The sequence below is a fragment of the Parageobacillus caldoxylosilyticus NBRC 107762 genome, assembly GCF_000632715.1.
GTDB classification, from domain to species: Bacteria; Bacillota; Bacilli; order Bacillales; family Anoxybacillaceae; genus Saccharococcus; species Saccharococcus caldoxylosilyticus.
In genome coordinates, this window is sequence record NZ_BAWO01000021.1 from 39,073 (window position 1) to 57,091 (window position 18,019).

At 46.0% G+C, this 18,019-nt stretch carries 18 protein-coding genes and 4 pseudogenes; 4 read left to right on the forward strand and 18 right to left on the reverse strand.

All coding sequences use genetic code 11. The features are described 5' to 3' along the window. Positions 1–10: 10 nt before the first annotated feature. The 6 genes from spoIIIAE to GCA01S_RS07095 are packed head-to-tail and all read right to left on the reverse strand — an operon-like array spanning position 11 to position 3,604. Entirely contained in the window at positions 11–1,177 is a 1,167-nt protein-coding gene (gene spoIIIAE / locus GCA01S_RS07070) for a stage III sporulation protein AE (protein ID WP_042408526.1), read from the reverse strand. 21 nt (positions 1,178–1,198) lie between these two features. Further along, complete coding sequence (spoIIIAD, locus tag GCA01S_RS07075) at positions 1,199–1,585, reverse strand: stage III sporulation protein AD (RefSeq protein ID WP_026078462.1); 387 nt, start codon at positions 1,583–1,585, stop codon at positions 1,199–1,201. 18 nt (positions 1,586–1,603) lie between these two features. Continuing rightward, positions 1,604–1,810 carry a stage III sporulation protein AC gene (gene spoIIIAC, locus GCA01S_RS07080; protein ID WP_017435203.1) on the reverse strand — a complete coding sequence of 69 codons (207 nt, stop codon included), beginning with the start codon at positions 1,808–1,810 and terminating at the stop codon, positions 1,604–1,606. A 17-nt stretch (positions 1,811–1,827) separates the two neighbouring features. Further along, positions 1,828–2,340, reverse strand: a complete 513-nt coding sequence (gene spoIIIAB, locus GCA01S_RS07085; RefSeq protein WP_042408529.1) for a stage III sporulation protein SpoIIIAB — start codon at positions 2,338–2,340, stop codon at positions 1,828–1,830. Then, positions 2,337–3,263, reverse strand: coding sequence for a stage III sporulation protein AA (gene spoIIIAA / locus GCA01S_RS07090; RefSeq protein WP_042408532.1), 927 nt, complete (start codon positions 3,261–3,263; stop codon positions 2,337–2,339). The genes spoIIIAB and spoIIIAA overlap by 4 nt, the downstream gene beginning before the upstream one ends. A gap of 59 nt (positions 3,264–3,322) precedes the next feature. Continuing rightward, on the reverse strand, positions 3,323–3,604 hold the full coding sequence (locus GCA01S_RS07095) for a YqhV family protein (protein WP_042408535.1): 282 nt from the start codon (positions 3,602–3,604) through the stop codon (positions 3,323–3,325). Between the two features lie 174 nt (positions 3,605–3,778). Here GCA01S_RS07095 and GCA01S_RS07100 point away from each other — a divergent pair, with 174 nt between their 5' ends. After that, positions 3,779–3,976: a hypothetical protein gene (locus tag GCA01S_RS07100; RefSeq protein ID WP_017435199.1), complete on the forward strand. Its 198-nt coding sequence runs from the start codon at positions 3,779–3,781 to the stop codon at positions 3,974–3,976. 61 nt (positions 3,977–4,037) lie between these two features. On the opposite strand, the gene efp is transcribed toward GCA01S_RS07100, so the two are convergent. The 4 genes and pseudogenes from efp to GCA01S_RS07120 all read right to left on the reverse strand — a co-directional run bounded on the left by efp (position 4,038) and on the right by GCA01S_RS07120 (position 6,725). After that, on the reverse strand, positions 4,038–4,595 hold the full coding sequence (gene efp / locus GCA01S_RS07105) for an elongation factor P (protein ID WP_017435198.1): 558 nt from the start codon (positions 4,593–4,595) through the stop codon (positions 4,038–4,040). Between the two features lie 27 nt (positions 4,596–4,622). Continuing rightward, positions 4,623–5,684, reverse strand: a complete 1,062-nt coding sequence (gene pepQ, locus GCA01S_RS07110; RefSeq protein ID WP_042408539.1) for a Xaa-Pro dipeptidase — start codon at positions 5,682–5,684, stop codon at positions 4,623–4,625. Positions 5,685–5,762: 78 nt separating this feature from the next. Then, a pseudogene (aroQ, locus tag GCA01S_RS07115) lies at positions 5,763–6,123 on the reverse strand (type II 3-dehydroquinate dehydratase). A gap of 74 nt (positions 6,124–6,197) precedes the next feature. Beyond that, positions 6,198–6,725 (reverse strand): YqhR family membrane protein, encoded by a 528-nt coding sequence (locus GCA01S_RS07120; protein WP_017435195.1) that lies wholly within the window; start codon positions 6,723–6,725, stop codon positions 6,198–6,200. A gap of 194 nt (positions 6,726–6,919) precedes the next feature. Between GCA01S_RS07120 and GCA01S_RS07125 the strand changes: the two genes are divergently transcribed. Then, positions 6,920–7,864, forward strand: a complete 945-nt coding sequence (locus GCA01S_RS07125) for a DUF1385 domain-containing protein (RefSeq protein ID WP_017435194.1) — start codon at positions 6,920–6,922, stop codon at positions 7,862–7,864. Positions 7,865–7,884: 20 nt separating this feature from the next. Beyond that, entirely contained in the window at positions 7,885–8,250 is a 366-nt protein-coding gene (locus GCA01S_RS07130) for an SA1362 family protein (RefSeq protein ID WP_042408542.1), read from the forward strand. A gap of 97 nt (positions 8,251–8,347) precedes the next feature. Here GCA01S_RS07130 and GCA01S_RS07135 read toward each other — a convergent pair whose 3' ends face one another. The 8 genes and pseudogenes from GCA01S_RS07135 to GCA01S_RS07170 form a co-directional block, all read right to left on the reverse strand. Next, positions 8,348–9,229 (reverse strand): patatin-like phospholipase family protein, encoded by an 882-nt coding sequence (locus tag GCA01S_RS07135; protein ID WP_042408545.1) that lies wholly within the window; start codon positions 9,227–9,229, stop codon positions 8,348–8,350. Positions 9,230–9,318: 89 nt separating this feature from the next. Beyond that, positions 9,319–9,747 carry a transcriptional regulator MntR gene (gene mntR, locus GCA01S_RS07140; RefSeq protein WP_017435190.1) on the reverse strand — a complete coding sequence of 143 codons (429 nt, stop codon included), beginning with the start codon at positions 9,745–9,747 and terminating at the stop codon, positions 9,319–9,321. 82 nt (positions 9,748–9,829) lie between these two features. Further along, positions 9,830–10,855 (reverse strand): spore photoproduct lyase, encoded by a 1,026-nt coding sequence (gene splB, locus GCA01S_RS07145; RefSeq protein ID WP_017435189.1) that lies wholly within the window; start codon positions 10,853–10,855, stop codon positions 9,830–9,832. A gap of 251 nt (positions 10,856–11,106) precedes the next feature. Beyond that, positions 11,107–11,694 (reverse strand): annotated as a pseudogene (locus GCA01S_RS07150) (DUF2332 domain-containing protein); the annotation flags it as partial. Between the two features lie 216 nt (positions 11,695–11,910). Next, positions 11,911–13,320, reverse strand: coding sequence for a LysM peptidoglycan-binding domain-containing protein (locus tag GCA01S_RS07155; RefSeq protein WP_042408548.1), 1,410 nt, complete (start codon positions 13,318–13,320; stop codon positions 11,911–11,913). Positions 13,321–13,438: 118 nt separating this feature from the next. Then, a pseudogene (locus GCA01S_RS07160) lies at positions 13,439–14,575 on the reverse strand (vitamin B12-dependent ribonucleotide reductase); the annotation flags it as partial. A gap of 261 nt (positions 14,576–14,836) precedes the next feature. After that, positions 14,837–16,270: pseudogene (locus tag GCA01S_RS07165) on the reverse strand (vitamin B12-dependent ribonucleotide reductase); the annotation flags it as partial. Between the two features lie 258 nt (positions 16,271–16,528). Beyond that, positions 16,529–17,365 (reverse strand): lipoate--protein ligase family protein, encoded by an 837-nt coding sequence (locus GCA01S_RS07170; protein ID WP_017435182.1) that lies wholly within the window; start codon positions 17,363–17,365, stop codon positions 16,529–16,531. A 191-nt stretch (positions 17,366–17,556) separates the two neighbouring features. Here GCA01S_RS07170 and GCA01S_RS07175 point away from each other — a divergent pair, with 191 nt between their 5' ends. Next, the gene (locus GCA01S_RS07175) at positions 17,557–17,931 is read left to right on the forward strand and encodes a rhodanese-like domain-containing protein (protein WP_017435181.1); all 375 of its coding nucleotides are present in this window, start codon (positions 17,557–17,559) and stop codon (positions 17,929–17,931) included. The last annotated feature ends 88 nt before the right edge of the window (positions 17,932–18,019 follow it).

Sequence of the window (18,019 nt, forward strand, 5' to 3'; positions counted from 1 at the left end):
CGTTTTCCCCCTATCGAACCATCATTGTAATATTTCCGGCCGTAATAATAATAGTCAAACTGAGGAAAAACATCAGCGAGACGATGGCCAGCGCTGCAAATACATAGGCAATGCTTTTGCTCATAATGCTGAGGCAAGAAATGACTGGCCCTCCCCCTAAGGGCTGCATGATCGCTGCGGAAATTTTGTACACCAACGCAATGGCAAAAATTTTCAGCGCTGGGAACACGGCGATCATCAATAAAATGGCAACTCCGACTATGCCGACCGTATTTTTCAATAACATCGAGGCAGCCACGACGGTATCGGCCGCATCGGTAAACATTTTGCCGACAACAGGAATGAAGTTTCCCGTCACAAACTTCGCCGTCCGCAGCGCAATCCCGTCGGCAATCGCCGATGTCGTTCCTTTTACCGACATGACTCCAAGAAAAACCGTCAAAATGACTCCGAGTATCCCGACGCCGATTTTCGTCAGCAGCCCCGCTAGCTGTGTGACTTTATAATGATCCGTGAGCGTGCTGACAATGCTTAAAAGTGCGGCCAAAAACAAAAGCGGCAACGTTACATATTCAACAATCGTTCCTGTCATATTCATCAGAAATAGAATAATCGGATGAAAAAACGCCGCCGATATCACTCCTCCGGAAGACGCGAGCAGCGCCAACAACAGAGGAATCATCGCGATCATAAAATGGCTCATCGTCCTTACAGCGTCGAGCGCATAGTCCATTGCGAGACGAAAACTGTTTAACGCAATAATCAGCAACACCATGTAAACAACGGCATAGGCGACTTTGCTGACGGTTTGTTGCGCAAACGCGTTTTGCAATGATTGCAGCACCATGCTAAACACCGTTAATACAATTAACGTTCCTAGCAATTTTCCGTTTACTTGCAATTCGTAAAAGAGAAATTTCATCAACGCGACAAGCCATTCTTTTAACGACAATTCTTTTTCGCCCCTTAAAAAATCCATAAGCGATCCTTTTTGGCTTTCCGGCAAAAAGCCGCCGTATTTCGTCACAATATCTTCCCAAAATTGACGAATTTCGCTGACATCCAGCTGTTCGATTTGCTTTTGCACCAACTGCTCATTAGAAGTGGCAGCTTGTACAACAAACGGGGATAAAAAGAAGAAAAAGAAACTTGCCGCTGTTATGATTTTTCGGATCAATTCATCACCCCCATTCTCCCGTCACGACGCAGGAATCAAGCCGATGACCGTTTCAATAATCGCTGTTAAAATCGGGATCGCCAGCGCCAAAATAATAATTTTCCCCCCCAATTCAATTTTCGAGGCAATCGCTCCTTGACCGGCGTCTTTGGAAATTTGCGCAGCAAATTCCGCAATATAGGCAATGCCAATAATTTTCAAAATCGTTTCCAAATAAACCATATTGATTTTGGTGCTAGCTGCCATTTTTTGCAGCATATTTAAAATCGCGCTGATTTTGTCGACAAGAAACAGGAAAATGAGACAGCCGACAAATACCGTTAGCAAAAAGGCAACACTCGACTTATGTTCTTTCAGGAGCACGACTAAAAACGTCGCAATCAAACCAAGACCGACAATTTGTAAAATTTCAATCGCCCATCCCTCCTAACCGCGAAATAAAAATACGTCTTTAATTTTTTGAAACAAGTCGCTCACAATCGAGGCGACCATAAACAAAATATAAATAAAGCCAAGCAGCGTAACCCATTGGGCATACTCCTTTTTCCCCATTTGGTCAAGCACCGTATGCAAAAAGGCCACCACGATTCCAACGCCAGCAATTTTAAAAATAATATCGACATCAATGCCCATTTCGTTCTGCCTCCTGTTCAAATCAGTAAAATCACAAGCAACAATCCTGTAAGAATTCCTAGGCTTTTCGCCATTTTTTCATAGCGTGCCTGCCGTTCGAGTGCCTCGGCCTCTTGCCGCTCCAAATGAACGAGCGCCAGCGTGATTTGTTTCTGCTGTGTCAAGCGGTCGTACTGCCCAAGCGTATCTCCGAATTGCCTCATAATCTCTAATTCCCCTTGCTTGAGCGCCGTCGAACTCCATACCGTTTGCAGGCTTTCTTCCCACGCTTGTTGAACGCTCGTTTCTCCTTTTTGCAGCTTGGCGGCGAATTGCTCGAACAGTTTGGAAAGCGGCAGCGATATTTGCTTGCTAATATGCAACGCGGCTTCAGATAGCGGAGTGTGCGCATACATAATTTCTGCTTCTAGCACCTTGAGCGCCGCTTTCAACTGGCGCAGCTGTCTCGGACGCTCCTTTAGCATTCGCGCCGATTCAAATCCAAACCACGTTGTCGTAAGGAGAATCAACATTGCGCCGATCAGCTTCATCTGCTTTTCACCATCCGCTCATACAGCGCCGTTCCATACGCATCTGTAATGCGTCTTACCGTGCCCGGACCGAACTCGTTCGTCAGTTCAACAAACCGTTCAAATACCCCTTGCTCAATGATGGGGCGCAATGTCGGGCGCTGCAGCACATCCTTCCAACTTCTTCCGTGGACTGTCGTCCATATGCATACCCCAGCGTTCACCGCCTCTAAAATTGCTTCGCTATCTTCGGCGCGGCCAATTTCATCAACGATCAACACATCCGGGCTCATCGAGCGGATCATCATCATCATTCCCTCTGCTTTCGGGCATGCATCGAGCACATCGATGCGGTCGCCTAATTCAAATTGCGGAATGCCTTTCACACACCCGGCAATTTCCGAACGTTCATCGACAATCCCTACTTTTTGTGATGGAATATGTTTCGCGCGAACCCCAGTGCTGATCATTCGCGCCGCGTCGCGCAGCAGCGTCGTTTTCCCTGTCTGCGGCGAACCGATGATCATCGTATTATGCCAGCGCCCGTCATACACATACGGCACAAGCGATTCAGCGATGCCGATTTTCTGTTTCGCAATACGGATATTGAAAGAAGTCACATGACGAATCGCTTTCACGCTTCCGCCCTCGGTTACGACTTTTCCTGCTAGTCCAACACGATGGCCTCCCTGTACGGTAATAAACCCTCGTTTCAATTCTTCTTCTATTGCATAAATCGAATATTGACTCAATTTATTAAGCAAATGCATTCCATCTTCGCAAGTCACTTTATATGGGAGAAATTGAGACTTTCCTTTCACAATAATTTCTAATGGCCGAAGAACCCTTATGCGAATTTCTTCCATCTGTTCATGCCATGAAGGAGGCTGTTGCTGCAGTATGGCGGCAATCGTTTTCGGAAGTATATCCCATATCGCTTGCATTTTATTCCCCTCCCTGCTGGACTAGTTCATATGTATGGGATGGAAAACGAATTTATGACTTACTTATAAATGCCGATGAGAATAAGAATGATTCCTAAAGCGATCAAACCTAATTTCGTATAAGAAAGCTCGTCCGCTAAAGAAAGCAGCCCAATCGTCATCGTGACGATAAAAATAGTCGGTCCAATCACCGCAAGAAGCGCATTGACGGCCAACGCTTTTTTGACATCATTGAACAGCAGCATGGCAAGCGCAGCGATCATCTCCAGAGTCGCTGACAGCAACCGCATTCCTGCCATTGACAAAACGGCTGGTTCAATGAATGGTAGCCACCGTTTCATATATTCCTCCTAATATAAAAATGAGATGGTTAGTACAAACGTATGCCGGAACAGGGAATTTCAGAAGGGATTTTTTTCTTTTGTGGCAAAGAACCCTTAAGAGGAAATATATGGCCATGTTTGCGGAAATAGTTTCATAATGGAAATAGAGGCAGGTTGTAAAGGGGGAAAATCATGAGAAAACTCTCTACGTTCGGGAAAATGACATTTTGGGTTGGATGTATATTTGCGGTCCTCGGAATTCTTGGTCTGTTCCATGTTTTTTTGCTATCGGGAGATACACCGGCATCGATTAGTTATGTCTTGATTGGCATCATGCTCATCAGTACATCATTTTTATACGAAAAGAAAAAAGGTTCAGAAAAACCTTAGCTGAAAAAGGCTTCATCGCAGCAAAAAAGCCCCTTGCGTCAAGCGCAAGGGGCAAACAACGTTACGCACGGGACACGTATGTGCCGTCTGACGTATTGATAATAAGCGTATCGCCTTCGTTGACAAAGAACGGAACTTGTACAACAAGACCGGTTTCCAGCTTCGCTGGCTTCGATCCGCCAGAAGCGGTATCGCCTTTAATGCCCGGTTCTGTTTCTACTACTTTTAATTCGACGGTGTTCGGAAGTTCTATCCCAATCGTTTCGCCTTGGTACATCATGATGTAAACTTCCATGTTTTCTTTTAAAAATTTCAATTCATGTTCGATTTGTTTCGCTGGAAGTTCGATTTGCTCATATGTTTCCATATCCATAAATACGTGCTGATCGCCGTTGGCATATAAATACTGCATTTTGCGCGTATCGATTTGGGCGCGGTTTACTTTTTCGCCGGCGCGGAACGTTTTTTCTTGAATCGCACCTGTGCGAAGGTTGCGAAGCTTCGAGCGGACGAACGCTGCCCCTTTTCCTGGTTTGACGTGCTGGAATTCGATGACGCGCCAAATGTCGCCATCTACTTCAATCGTTAATCCTGTACGAAAATCGTTCACTGAAATCATCCGTTAAAATCCTCCCACACGATAAATTTATAAAATAATCAGTTCTTTTGGCGAATGAGTCAGCGATTCATTGCCGTTTTCCGTGACAACCGTATCGTCTTCAATGCGCACGCCGCCAAGTCCTGGGATATAAATCCCCGGCTCCACGGTGACTACCATGCCCGGCGCCAGCACGACATCGGAACGGACGGATAACGCCGGTCCCTCGTGAATCTCAAGGCCGATTCCATGGCCGGTGGAATGTCCGAAATATTCGCCATAGCCTTTTTCGCTAATGTAATCGCGCGTCAGCGCATCCGCTTCTTTTCCGGTCATTCCCGGCTTGATTCCTTCCATGCCGCGCAATTGCGCTTGAAGCACAATGTCATAAATCGTTTTTAGCTCCTCGCTAATGGCACCGACGGCAATCGTTCTTGTAATGTCGGAACAATATCCTTTGTAATAGGCGCCAAAATCCAAGGTGACGAGTTCGCCTTTTTCGATGGATTTCTCCGTCGCCACTCCGTGCGGCAATGCAGAGCGGTAGCCAGATGCGACAATGATATCAAACGAAGAGGAAGTCGCACCCTGTTTACGCATAAAAAATTCCAGCTCATTCGCCACGTCAATTTCTTTTACACCTGGACGAATAAAGGAAAGAATGTGTTCAAATGCCGCATCGGCAATTTCCGCTGCTTCCTTTAATATCTTAATCTCTGATTCCGACTTAATCAAGCGCAACTTTTCAATGACATGCGAAGTTGGGACGAGTTCCGCCTTTACGGCGCTTTCATACGCCCTAAACGTCGCATACGAAACATCTTCCTGCTCGAAGCCGAGCTTTTGAATGCCAAGGCGGGCGACTTGCTTCGCAGCCTCGTCGACAATCGGGCCGGTATGTTGGACAATTTCAAAGCCTTTCACTTGCTGGGATGCTTGCTCGACATAGCGGAAATCAGTAATAAACACAGCTTTGTCCCGGCTAATAACCGCGACGCCGGCCGTTCCCGTAAAACCGGTAATATAGCGGCGGTTGTACGGATTGGTGACAAGCAGGCCGTCAATATCATGTTCGTCAAACAATGCGCGTAATTTTTCGAGTTTTTCCATCTTTCAATCTCCTCTTCCCTGTATTTGTAATAATGCTAAAATGGTTAGCCGATAACCCATTAATCCAAAACCGACAATTTATCCGGCAACAACCGGAGCAATCACAGACTGATGGCGAAAGGGCTCGCGCGCATGAATATTGGAAATATGTACTTCCACCACTGGGATGCTGACACTGGCAATCGCGTCGCGAATCGCATAACTATAAATGCGTAAGCGCGCCGGCATTTAAAACGATGCCGTCGTATTTTCCTTCCGCCTCATGAATTCGGTCATAATCGCGCCTTCATGATTGCTTTGTCAGTTCCGCCCCTTGTTCGCCTGCAAACGACATCAGTTCTTGCTCAAGCTCATGAAGCGTTGTGCTTCCGTAAATATGCGGCTCCCGCTTGCCGAGAAGATTCAAGTTCGGACCGTTAATGAGAAGAAGATGCACCATATTCTTAACTCCTTTAACCCAGCGAAAGAAATATTGAAACATTCTTTATTTTACCATAAAGCCGGCGCTTCCCACTACTTATTTGATGATGTTGATGGTGTTGATGTTGATTGCGTTTGCCGATTCATTTCCTCCGTTTCAAATGAAATCGAGTACCCGATGAAAACGCCATATAAAATGTACAAGCAAAGCGTCGTAATGATGGTATTCCGCTGTAAATGGGAAACAGTTTCTAAATTAGGGAAGAGAGGATTCAATACGTAAAATACAAGCAGCCACCAGGCAACGCCATACAATATGCCCGCCCACATTCCTTTTATTCGCCTTAGTGCAGCATAATAAATGAGGGCGACTAATATGGATAATAATCCAATGAGCAAAATGGCGATATAATTGCCAAGCTTTCCATATTTCCAATCACCGGCAACCCATGGGATCAAAATCATATTCGGGCTTATTTCGCTGAAATGGAAAAAATACGCTAAATATCCAATTAAGCTCCAAAACACGCCACCAACAAATCCTGTAATGACTGTTTTCAACAAAAGAGACATCGGCCGTTCTTTCTTATTTTGTTCGAGCTGCTCTTGATTTTCCGCCATTTTGTTTTGCACCTCCTTGTACGTAGTATGACCGGTTATTTGCAAAGTCATGAATAAAGCGGCAAAAAAGTGCAACAGCCGCAGGTGTAAACGTTGAAATTTTTGGAAATGATAATAATAACATCAACCTAGAGGTTTCTAGACGTTTTTTGTAGAATAAAATAATAAAGATAAAGAATAGGTTGGTGTCAGCAATGGAAAAAACCGCAAAACCAATGTACGGCGGTCAAGCAGTAATCGAAGGGGTCATGTTTGCTGGAAAAACCCATTCTGTCACTGCCGTTCGCCGCAAAGATCATACCATTGAATACTTTCGTTTGCCGCGCCAGGCAAATCCGACGCTCGCGTTTCTCAAAAAAATTCCGTTTGTTCGCGGCATCGTCGCGATTATTGAAGCGAGCGCAAATGGAGCAAAACATTTGCAGTTTGCTAGCGAACGCTATGATCTCGATCCAGGTGAAGAGGAAGCATTGCAAACAGCGAAAGCGGATTCGTCCAAACTTTCTCTCGTTCTTGGTGTGGCGGTCGTCGGCGTGTTGTCCTTTCTGTTTGCCAAAACGATTTTTACGCTCGTTCCCGTCTTTTTAGCAGCATGCTTTAAGCCGCTGTTTCCGGGGAAAATGGCACAAATTTTGATCGAGGGAGCATTTAAGCTCGCTTTGCTTCTCGCGTACATTTACTTTATTTCGATGACGCCGCTTATTAAACGCGTTTTCCAATATCATGGCGCAGAACATAAAGTCATCAACGCCTATGAAGCGGGACTGCCGCTTACGGTGGAAAATGTTCAGCGTTCATCACGGCTTCACTACCGTTGCGGCAGCAGCTTTATTCTATTCACCGTCATCGTCGGCATCTTTGTCTATATGTTTGTGCCGACAGATCCGCTTTGGCTAAGAGTCGTTAACCGGATCGCCCTCATTCCGGTCGTGCTTGGTGTTTCATTTGAGGTGTTACAGTTTACAAATAAATTGAGGGATATCCCCGTTTTACGCTGGCTCGGCTATCCGGGGTTATGGCTGCAGCTTTTGACAACCAAAGAGCCGACCGATGACCAAGTGGAAGTGGCAATTGCTTCCTTCCAAGAGCTGCTCCGCTTAGAAGAAAACATCGAAATGGAAACAAAAGCTGTCCAGTAACATGTAAGGGGGTGGACTCATTGCGGCGCGGTACCATTCATCCGCTTGTCGGGATTACCCTTTTTCTCGGAGTGTTCGGCATCCTATACACGCTTTTCGCACATCCAACTGCTCTATTTCGCAAAATCGTGTTCGTCATGCTTGTCATCGCAGCAATATCCGTTTTCTATCACTTTATCTATAAACGCCGTACAAACAAAGACCATCTTGCCTATTTAAAAGCGGTGCGTCAATCGAAAAAACTCCATCCCCAAGCGGTGAGAAAGCAAAAAACAAACCATGCGCATTTAAAAATGAAACGGCCGTCGAGAAAACGGGCGACAACGACCCATTTAACGGTCATCGACGGAAAAAAAGGCAAAAAAAAGAATCGAGCGTCTTTCTAGCTTGATTCTTTTTTATTTTCGCCTTTGTTTTCTGCGGCATAGAACAAATACAGCAACACGATGCCGGGTGAAGCCGTCGTGCTCGCCTCCTGTTTCATTATGGCCATGTTTTTAAAAATTGTTCCGTTCTTTCTCTTCCATATTGAATTAAGCGGTCTCTCGTATCAGGGGTGACGGAAAATTCCGTGGATAAAACGTTTTCGACGGGGAGAAAGACAATATTTTTTTCATGGCGCCGTGAGATGTAACGGGCATCATGAGCTTCTTTCATGGCGACAAACAGCGCTTCATATAAATCAATCGCATTGTTAATTTTCCGCTTTGGCCTTTCCGCCAGCTTTGCGCTTAACTGTATGCCAAGGACAGGCCGTTTTTTTACCTTTTTTTCTTCATCGAATAAAAATAGAGGGAAGTTGCTAAGCACGCCTCCGTCGACGATAATATATTTTCCTTTCTTCGTCTGCAGTTTGACCGGTTCGAAAAAGTACGGAATGCTAATGCTCATCCGCACCGCCTTTGCGACAGAAAACGATGACGGATCCATCCCGTATTGCGGCAAATCATCCGGCAAAATTAGCATTCGTCCATTTGTTACATCCGATGCAACAAGATATAAACTTTCTTTTGGCAAATCAGCAAACGTTTTTATGCCCCGTGCCGCTAATACCCCTTCCAACCATTGCTCCAATGCTTCGCCTTTATACAATCCCATTCGCCAATAAATTCGCACCCATTTCCATACAGGAAATGGCAAAAGACATTTCCGCTCATCCAAAAAATACTGCAGTTCCAATCCATCCAACAAGTCAATCATTTCCTTGCTTGTGTAACCCGCGGCAATCAACGTGGCAATGAGCGCCCCCGCGCTCGTCCCAGCAAGCCGTCTCCATCGCAGTCCTTTGGCTTCAATCGCTTCATAAGCGCCAAGGAACGCAAATCCTTTTATTCCACCTCCGGAAAATACGATGTCAATGTCCAACCTTGTCTCCCCCTTACTTGCCGTTTGTATATATGTAAGAGAGAGAACCTCGATTTAGTACAGCAATAAAAAAAGAGTAAGATTCTCTCTTACTCTTCTGCCTGTTCATTACGTTTTTGAATGTTTCGAAGCGTCTCAATGCGGTTTGGATCTTCCTGAAAATATTGCACTAAATCGCCGATGCGGTCGATTGCATTCCAGCTTAAGTGATGTTCAATTCCCTCGACGTCGCGATAAATATTTTCCTCATCCACGCCGATAATGCGCAGAAACTGTTCGAGCAGTTCGTGGCGATATACAAGCCGCTTGCCGATTTTCTTACCTTTCGCCGTCAACACTAAACCGCGGTATTTTTCATAAACCAAATATTCATCCTTGTCCAATTTTTGCACCATTTTTGTCACCGAGGAGGGATGTACGGACAATGCCTCTGCGATATCAGATACGCGGGCATATCCTTTTTCTTCAATTAAAATATATATTTGTTCAATATAATCTTCCATGCTTGGTGTCGGCAATTTCTGTCCCCTCCCGTAAACCATTGTAAGAAAAAAATAGCAATCAGTATTATTATATCATGGAGGCGCAAAATGACAAGGATTACGTAAAATATTGCACCGCTGCTTCCGGGAAAAATTCGGCGATATAGCGGCGCATTGTCATCTCCAGCCGCTGGGCATCATCATCCGGGTACACGTATTTGCCGATTCCGTACCTCCCCCATTTATACTTGCGTTTGCTTTCATCAAGATCGAGCTTGGTTTTTGGATAACGTCTTTGGATCACCGCCTTAGCCGGCTTCGTAAAACGATGTTGAATCAATTCAAACGTCAAGTCAGACAAATCAACACCTTGGAGCTGTTCGGACAAACGTTTAAACAGCTCCAAATACCCTTCTTCCCAGCCTTCGTGCATATAAATCGGCGCAATGACAAATCCAAGTTTATATCCCGCGTTCGCCACTTTGCGCGCCGCTTCGATCCTCGCCTCGAACGATGACGTGCCCGGTTCAAAGTTTTTAATGACATAGCGGGAATTCACGCTGAAGCGAAAGCGAGTTTTTCCGTTATGTTTCGCATCAAGTAAATGATCCACATGCTCATATTTCGTGACAAAACGCAAGCGTCCATATTCGGTCGCGCCAATAAATTCAATTGCTTTTTTAAGCGAGTGGGTCAGATGGTCAATACCGACAATATCGGACGTACAAGCTGCCTCAAAGCGGGTAATTTGCGGGGCTCGTTCGTTAATATACCTTTCTGCTTGCGCAAAAATATCGTCCAAGTTGACATAGACACGAATGTACGGTTTGCTTCCTAAAGTCGTTTGCAAATAACAATAATGACAATGGCCCATACAGCCAGTTGCCAGCGGAATCGCATATTCCGCTGATGGCTTTGATGTATCAAATTTCAGCGTCCGCCTCACCCCCACGACAAGCGTGGATTTTGCGTTCCGATAGCGCTGCAATTCATTTTCTCCTGGAATGCCGCGCACTTGATTGTGTGACGTCGTTTCGCGAATTTCAATGTTCATGTTTTCAAATTTCTCTTTCAATTCTTTTCCAAGTGGATATGAAAGCGCTTCTGGCTCAAAATAAACAAGCTGCGGAACAAAAGGTTTCATCCGTTCACCTCATTTCCATTCATACTCACCCACCGTTAGTATGAACGGAAAATGGAAAAATATCGTATTGATGTTGCCTTGCAACTATATAGCAAAACCTTTGTTCATCTTTCACAATGCGCACGTTTAAACGATTCTATAAAGCGGACCGTTCAGGCGGAAGTGGATTAGGGCTCATGCATCATGTGCCATAGAAATGTAAACAGCAAAGGAAATGGAACGGCGATCACTGTTATCTTGCCGATTGGCGAATCATAAGCAGGAGGACTTTTCGGCAGCAAAAATGGCAAACGCTCTCCGCGAATTTCGGAGGTAATCACAACATTGGAATGCGGGTTTCCGTATGTCTCGTGCAAACCGTAATCATATCGGTACTTGTCCCACGCCAGCTGCAAACCGGCGCTTGTGCCAATTTCAATGAGCGATAGAGGCTTTTTGGCTATATTATAAATAAAACAAAAACTAGGATATAAATACGCGCAACGCCGAACCTCATTCGTCTGCACAAGTTTACTTGTCAACATCGCTGTAATGTCTTCTTGATAGTGGATACAGAAATCACGGAAATAAGGGAAAGCGTGTTGCGGGTTTCGCGGCTGATCAACTATACTTCCATAAAATTCACGCAGCTCATGCCTATATCCTTTAAGCAATAAATAGTGTACCGCACCAAATAACAAGTTCGGAATCGGCTGACCGCTTCGAGCGGCTGAAGCAAGGCGCAATAGTTCGTCATCTTCGGCGATATTTAATGCCAACTGTTCATATAGTTCACTAGAGTCTCGGCATTCACGAATAGCAAAACGGCGAAACCGTTCAGAAATAACCTCTAACGACATCTTTGTCTTCTCCTCTCTTTTTCTAATTCCTCTAGCAATGGTATATGGATGGCCGACTTCCCCTTCTCTTTCGTATAAATATCATAGGTTGCCTCGAGCATTTCTTCCATCGTCCATCCTTCACAGTCAAAAAAGGAAAACGGAATATTTCAAACAAAAAAGCGCGTGCTGCCGGAGTAGCCCGCTTACACGCACCTCGCCTGAAAAAGCCATTTATCATAACTTACGAACGCGAAAATTATCTTCTAATAATACCCAATTTTCCGGGTAAGAATAACCAAGCACCCAATAGCTAATTCCCCTTAGCTGATATTCTTTCACCAACTCAAATTTCGCCTGGGCGCTGCGGGCATCCTCAAACCAAACTTCATGCGCCCGCCCTTGGCTGTCGACATAGCGGTAAAACGGCGATGCGGCGATTGGATCGTATTGAATCGTTGCTCCATAACGAATGGCGCGTTCTACTGCTTCCTGCGGACTGAACGTTTCCGCCTCTTGCCCTTGTACATGCGGAAGCACCCAGTCGCGCGCGTAAATTTGAAACCCCATAAAAATTTTGTTTCTTGGTATCACGCTGACCGCGTAATCGAGCACTCTTCTAATTTGATGAATCGGGGAAATCGCCTGCGGCGGCCCGAGCCGGTATCCCCATTCATACGTCATCAGCACGACAAAGTCGACAATTCTCCCATGTGCCGGGTAGTCATGAGCCTCATATAACAGTCCTTTTTGCTCCCCGCTTGTTTTTGGGGCGAGAGAAGTCGAAACAAAGTATCCTTCCCGATGAAGCCGCTCCACAGCGCGCTGCAAAAATTGATTATACCGCTCACGATCAGAAGGATAGACATTTTCAAAATCAATGTTCAACCCGCGATATCCTTTTTCCCGCATCGTACGGACAACATTGTCAAGCAGCCGGTTTTGCAACTGTGTATTGGAAAGGACCGTCTGAGCCAATCTTGACCCCGGATCTTTATACGTAAAATTGGTGATCGCCATCATCGGAACGACCCTTTCTGCCGTTGCTGCCTGAATGATGGCCGAATCATTGAACGGATCGAGTCCGCCATCTGCTCTGATCGTGTACGCAAACGCAGATGCGTACGTTAAATGGCGGCCTACTTCCCGGACTTGCTGCGCTCCTTTTTCCCCTGGATCAATCGTAAACGCATTCACTTCAATGATCGGCTTAGAATGAGGAATCGTTAATACCATGCCAGGGGAAATCACATTCGGATCAGCAATCCGATTGACTCTCAGGATGTCTTGCACGGTCGTCCCATATCGCGCGGCGATTTGCGACAACGTTTCCCCCCGCTGCACCGTATGGGTCCTAGGCGGAATAAAAAGAACCGTTCCTGGATAAAGGACGGAAGGGTTGCTGATTCGGTTGGCCTGAACAATCGCATCCAACGAAACGCCGTATCGTCTGGCGATAGCCCATAATGTTTCTCCCGGACGAACGGTATGATAGCGATACGGAACCGGAATGACGAGCGCCTGACCGACCGCGAGACGGTTAGCATCTTTCAGCCCATTGGCCGCGACGACCTGGTCAAGCGGCACCCTGTAGCGTTGGGCAATCGCCCAAAGCGTTTCCCCTCGCTGCACAACATGGATCAGCATTGTTATCCCCCTTAGTCAGTAATTACGCCTTATATTACTATATTTTCTTTTCCATGCTTTCATGAATGAAAAAAAGCCGGCCTCATGGTTGAAGCCAGCTTTCTCTACTTAATTTTGCTTACAGCCCGCATTTTAGCTGCGCACCGCAGCTCGTGCACGTGTTGCAGCCGCCGATTTCTTCGACCGTACCCTCGCGGCAAACGGGACAAATGTTGCCGACTTCAGAGCCGATCGTTACATCAGTCGCGCGTAAGTCTTGAATCGTATCGACGAGAACAACGGCGCGTTTTGTTTCTTTATCCTCTCCCTCTTCCGGAAGCAGTTCGAGCTGCTCTTCGAGCGTATTTTCTTCTGCTTTCAGCGTCAATACTTGCGCATCGCGGCTTCCGTCCACATAGACCGTGCCGCCTTTTGCGCCGCCGCGCCATAAACGTTCGTATACCTTTTGCACTTGCTCAACGGTATATCCTTTCGGCGCATTCACCGTTTTCGATAGACTCGAGTCGACCCAACGCTGAATGATGCATTGCACATCGGCATGCGCTTCCGGCGATAGGTCCATCGCGGTCACAAACCAGTGCGGCAAGTTGTTCGGATCCGCTTCTGGATGCTTGTCTAAATACTCTTGAACGATATCGGCTTTCACCTCAATAAACTTGCCGAGGCGGCCGCTCCGATAGTAAGAAAAGGAAAAATATGGTTCAAGTCCTGTAGAAACCCCGACCATCGTCCCAGTGGATCCTGTCGGAGCCACAGTCAGCAAATGCGAATTGCGAATGCCGTATTTTAAAATGTCTTGACGAATATCTTCCGGCATCCGTTTCATATAGCCGGTGTTAATAAACGCTTCCCGCAGTTTTTGCGTTTCCTCTTCCGTTTCCCCGACAAGGAACGGGAAACTGCCTTTTTCTTTGGCCAGTTCAATCGACGCCCGGTAAGCGGTCGTCGCAATCGTTTTGAACAATTCATCGACCAGCTTGTTCCCTTCTTCGGAACCGTATTCTTTTTCGCAATAAATAAGCAAATCAGCCAATCCCATGACGCCAAGGCCGATGCGGCGCTCCCCGAGCGCTTGTTTTTTGTTTTCTTCCAGGAAATACGGTGTTGCGTCAATGACGTTGTCCTGCATTCTTACGCCGATTTCGACGGTGCGTTTTAATTTTTCATAGTCGACGACTTTCTTTTCTTTATCGACCATATTCGCTAAGTTAATGGCGGCCAGGTTGCAGACGGAATATGGTGCGAGAGGTTGTTCCAGTTATGTTACCCTAGGGGCTTTTTATCCCCTAGTTCTAACGGTTCATTTCCCGTTAGCTCAGCATACATCTTCATTGCACACATTTTTCATAAGCGTGTGCAATGCTGCGGCCTCGTGGGTGGATTATATTCTGCTTTCGCAGGTTCACCACCTATGCGTTGCCCCTGACTGAGTTTTTAGGCTCAGCCTTCGGTTCGGGTTAGCATCTCAGCCTCCCCGCTTAATTCCGCAGTTTTTTACGTGAGGCGATTATTCACCACACGGGTTGGTCGCAACCACTTTTTGACCGTACGCGCGGGCGTTTGTCATTTCGTTGGCGTTATCGATAAAGAAAATGCCTGGTTCCGCGGAGTACGTTGCGCAAATATTAATCAGCTTCCAAAGCTCGCGGGCGCGAATTTTGCGGTACACGCGCACGCGGTATCCCATTTTCTCCCATTCACGCACATCGCCGACTTCGTGCCATTTTTCATTGTAAATCCGCATTTCTTCTTCGGAATACGTTTCAACATCCGGGAAGCGCAGTTCGTACTCTTCATCTTTTTCGACGGCTTCCATAAACTCTTTCGTCAGGCAGACGGAAATGTTGGCGCCCGTTAAAAAGTCCGGGTTATGTACCGTGTATGTCCCGCCTGTCCGTAATTTTTCTTCGGCTTCTTTAATAATTTCTTCACTGAAGCCGCCGTAACCCGGAACGTTTTTGTAGTTAACGATGGCCTGGTACATCGCGCGTTCCCGCTCGGTAAGCGGCGTGAATTTCAATTTGTCTTGTGCCGCTTTTTTAATGCCTTCGTCTTCCATATTTTCAATCAAGTAGCGCAAAATGCGCGGATTTTGCATTTTCGATACGATAAATTCGATAATGTCCGGATGCCAGTCAGCAAGCATGATCATCTGCGCGCCACGGCGGGAGCCACCTTGTTCAACCAGGTGGGTCAATTTCGCAATATCATCAAGCCAGGAGACCGACCCGGACGATTTGCCGTTTACCCCGCGCGCCAGCGTGTTGCGCGGACGCAATGTCGAACCGTTCGTGCCGACGCCGCCGCCGCGGCTCATAATCTCCATCACTTGTTTGCGATGCTCGGAAATCCCTTCACGCGAATCTTTTATAAACGGCATGACATAGCAGTTAAAATACGTTACCTCTTTGCCAGACCCAGCGCCGTACAATACGCGTCCCGCCGGCACAAAGTTTAAGCTGACAAGTTCTTGATAAAACTTTTCAAACCACTCTTTCCGTTTTTCCTCCGTTTTTTCCACCGCCGCCAAACCTGTCGCATTGCGTTTGGCAATTTGTTCATAAAAGATTTCGAGCGGTTTGTCGATCACATCAAGCGAGCGGACGACGATTCCCGTCTCTGCTTCTTCTCCTTCAAGCACGTGCCGATATTCTTCCTCAACGAGCACTTTCGCTTTTTTCGTCTCCCAATCGATATCGACGATAAACCCCAAGCCGCGAGCCGGAAATTTCGGATCTTCTTTAATCGTCAATACGACAAAATCGCCGACTCCCAGCGTTAATTTTTCCGTATCTTTAAATGAGTAGCGATCCAACATCACTAAACGAGAAACACCTTTATGCGTAATTTTCATGTCCTCCGTAATCGGATGCACTTGTGGAAAAAGGCGAATATCCTCATTCAGCTTTTCGATATCAATTTTCATTTTTTCTGAAGACGCGACCGTCATTCTTCAATCTCTCCTCTTCTTTCTATTTCTTCATCACTTTTCTGCCTGCATGTTCTGTCTTTTCTACCTTACCATATTAACCATAAAAAAACAATATATAGTATGGTTTTTACTAAAAAACATACTATATATTGTGTTTAGGTCAACTGTTTTTCATTTTGTCAAATAAAAAAAACAATAGAAAACGGCGAAAAAGGGAGAGAAACGGAAAAATCCCGCCTTTTTTGCCGATAAATGAATGATTTTCCATGTTGCCAATCAGCGTTTGAAATTCCATTCATCGCTTTCATATTTCGTACGCGCCAACTTATGAACATATTCGAGCTCTTCCGGCGATAACGTATACGGTTCCAGCACGATATTGAGCCCTTTCTCAAATCCTTTATAAAACGCTTCTTTCGCTTCTTCGATCGTAATCTTGCGGTCGGTCAATTCGTTAATCGCCACCGCCTTGTTTTTAAAATTTCGCTGCAGGCGCTCTTTTACCCGTTCGTTTGGATATTTAAACAAACTGAAAAGCAAATCTTCATCTAAGTCAAGCAAAATCGAGCCGTGCTGCAAAATAACCCCTTTTTGCCGAGTCTGTGCGCTGCCGGCAATTTTGCGGCCTTCGACGACGAGCTCGTACCATGACGGCGCATCAAAACAGACGGCGGATCTTGGGCTTCTTAAATCGGCTTTTTCCTCTTCCGTTCTTGGCACGGCAAAATAGGCATTTAAGCCGAGAAAACGAAATCCTTCTAAAATTCCTTGCGAAATCACCCGATACGCCTCGGTTACCGTTTTTGGCATATCTGGATGCTCCTCGGAAACAATCACGCTGTACGTCAGCTCTTTATCATGGAGAACGCCGCGTCCTCCTGTCGGCCGTCTCACAAATCCGAGGCCATGGCGTTTTACCGCTTCTAAATCAATTTCCTTTTCGACTTTTTGAAAGTAACCGATCGATAGCGTCGGCGGATTCCAGCCGTAAAAACGAATTGTCGGCGGAATTTTTCCTTCGCTATGCCAATCGAGCAGCGCTTCATCAAGCGCCATATTAAACGATGGGGAACAATAGCCCGAATCAATAAAGCGCCATACTTCTTTTGCCATCTTTCAACCCTTCTTTTTTTAAGTTCGCGTTTACTAGTTTAGCAAACAAAACGGAACATGGAAAGAAAAACGCTATATCGTGAAAAAAGTTCCTCTTTCCTTTCATGGCGTTGCTATGAAAATGCTTTGCTTCCAAATAGCAACCTTTATATAATAGATGTTAGCGAATGTACAAAAAGGAGGACTGGCTTGTGAAAGTACTATTGATCATTCTCGGCGCGATTGTCATTTATTCGGTCGTCACCTACTTGATGCAGCGAAAAATGGTGAAAGCGTTGACGGAAGAAGAATTCCGCGCCGGTTATCGCAAAGCACAATTAATTGACGTCCGCGAACCGGATGAGTTTGCGGCTGGACATATTTTAGGGGCGCGCAATATTCCTTTGACCCAACTACGCATGCGCATGAAAGAGCTGCGAAAAGATCAGCCAATTTACTTATATTGCCAAAACGGGCTGCGCAGCGGCCGCGCCGCGCAAATGCTGTACCGCAAAGGCTACCGCGATTTGTACCATTTAAAAGGCGGTTTTAAAACGTGGACAGGGAAAATTAAGAAAAAAGCTTAATGATCGTTAGAAAGGATAGATGGAAGCCATAAACTGCTTTCATCTATCCTTTTTTCTCGTTGTCATATAAAGAAAACAGCAGGCACCT

Bases quoted from the DNA above. Each gene is read 5' to 3' on its own strand.
- spoIIIAC (WP_017435203.1), bottom strand. From the start codon at position 1,810: ATGGGCATTGATGTCGATATTATTTTTAAAATTGCTGGCGTTGGAATC.
- spoIIIAB (WP_042408529.1), bottom strand. From the start codon at position 2,340: ATGAAGCTGATCGGCGCAATGTTGATTCTCCTTACGACAACGTGGTTT.
- spoIIIAA (WP_042408532.1), bottom strand. From the start codon at position 3,263: ATGCAAGCGATATGGGATATACTTCCGAAAACGATTGCCGCCATACTG.
- GCA01S_RS07095 (WP_042408535.1), bottom strand. From the start codon at position 3,604: ATGAAACGGTGGCTACCATTCATTGAACCAGCCGTTTTGTCAATGGCA.
- GCA01S_RS07100 (WP_017435199.1), top strand. From the start codon at position 3,779: ATGAGAAAACTCTCTACGTTCGGGAAAATGACATTTTGGGTTGGATGT.
- efp (WP_017435198.1), bottom strand. From the start codon at position 4,595: ATGATTTCAGTGAACGATTTTCGTACAGGATTAACGATTGAAGTAGAT.
- pepQ (WP_042408539.1), bottom strand. From the start codon at position 5,684: ATGGAAAAACTCGAAAAATTACGCGCATTGTTTGACGAACATGATATT.
- GCA01S_RS07120 (WP_017435195.1), bottom strand. From the start codon at position 6,725: ATGGCGGAAAATCAAGAGCAGCTCGAACAAAATAAGAAAGAACGGCCG.
- GCA01S_RS07125 (WP_017435194.1), top strand. From the start codon at position 6,920: ATGGAAAAAACCGCAAAACCAATGTACGGCGGTCAAGCAGTAATCGAA.
- splB (WP_017435189.1), bottom strand. From the start codon at position 10,855: ATGAAACCTTTTGTTCCGCAGCTTGTTTATTTTGAGCCAGAAGCGCTT.
- GCA01S_RS07155 (WP_042408548.1), bottom strand. From the start codon at position 13,320: ATGCTGATCCATGTTGTGCAGCGAGGGGAAACGCTTTGGGCGATTGCC.
- GCA01S_RS07170 (WP_017435182.1), bottom strand. From the start codon at position 17,365: ATGGCAAAAGAAGTATGGCGCTTTATTGATTCGGGCTATTGTTCCCCA.